Here is a 241-nt window from a genome sequence, read left to right on the forward strand (position 1 = left end):
CACGTTCGATCGGCAGTCGGGAGGCCCGGTGACGCAACCGGTCAAGGTCCGCAGGCTCACGGACCAAGAAGGGCAGAAGCTGCAGCGGATCGTACGGCGCGGCACGATGAGCACGGTGCGCCATCGGCGGGCGATGATCCTCCTGGCCTCGGCCGGAGGCAACACCGTCCCGGTCATCGCGCGGCTGGTGCAGGCCGATGAGGACACCGTGCGCGATGTGATCCATCGCTTCAACGAGATC

Annotated in this window: 1 protein-coding gene; it reads left to right on the forward strand. The window is 67.2% G+C overall.

Features of this window, described 5'->3' with window-relative positions; translation table 11 throughout:
- Window positions 1-28 precede the first annotated feature (28 nt).
- A partial coding sequence (locus IO39_RS43715; protein ID WP_157549839.1) for a helix-turn-helix domain-containing protein occupies window positions 29-241 on the forward strand: 213 nt, incomplete at its 3' end.

The organism is Nonomuraea candida, from assembly GCF_000725485.1.
Classification (GTDB): Bacteria; Actinomycetota; Actinomycetes; order Streptosporangiales; family Streptosporangiaceae; genus Nonomuraea; species Nonomuraea candida.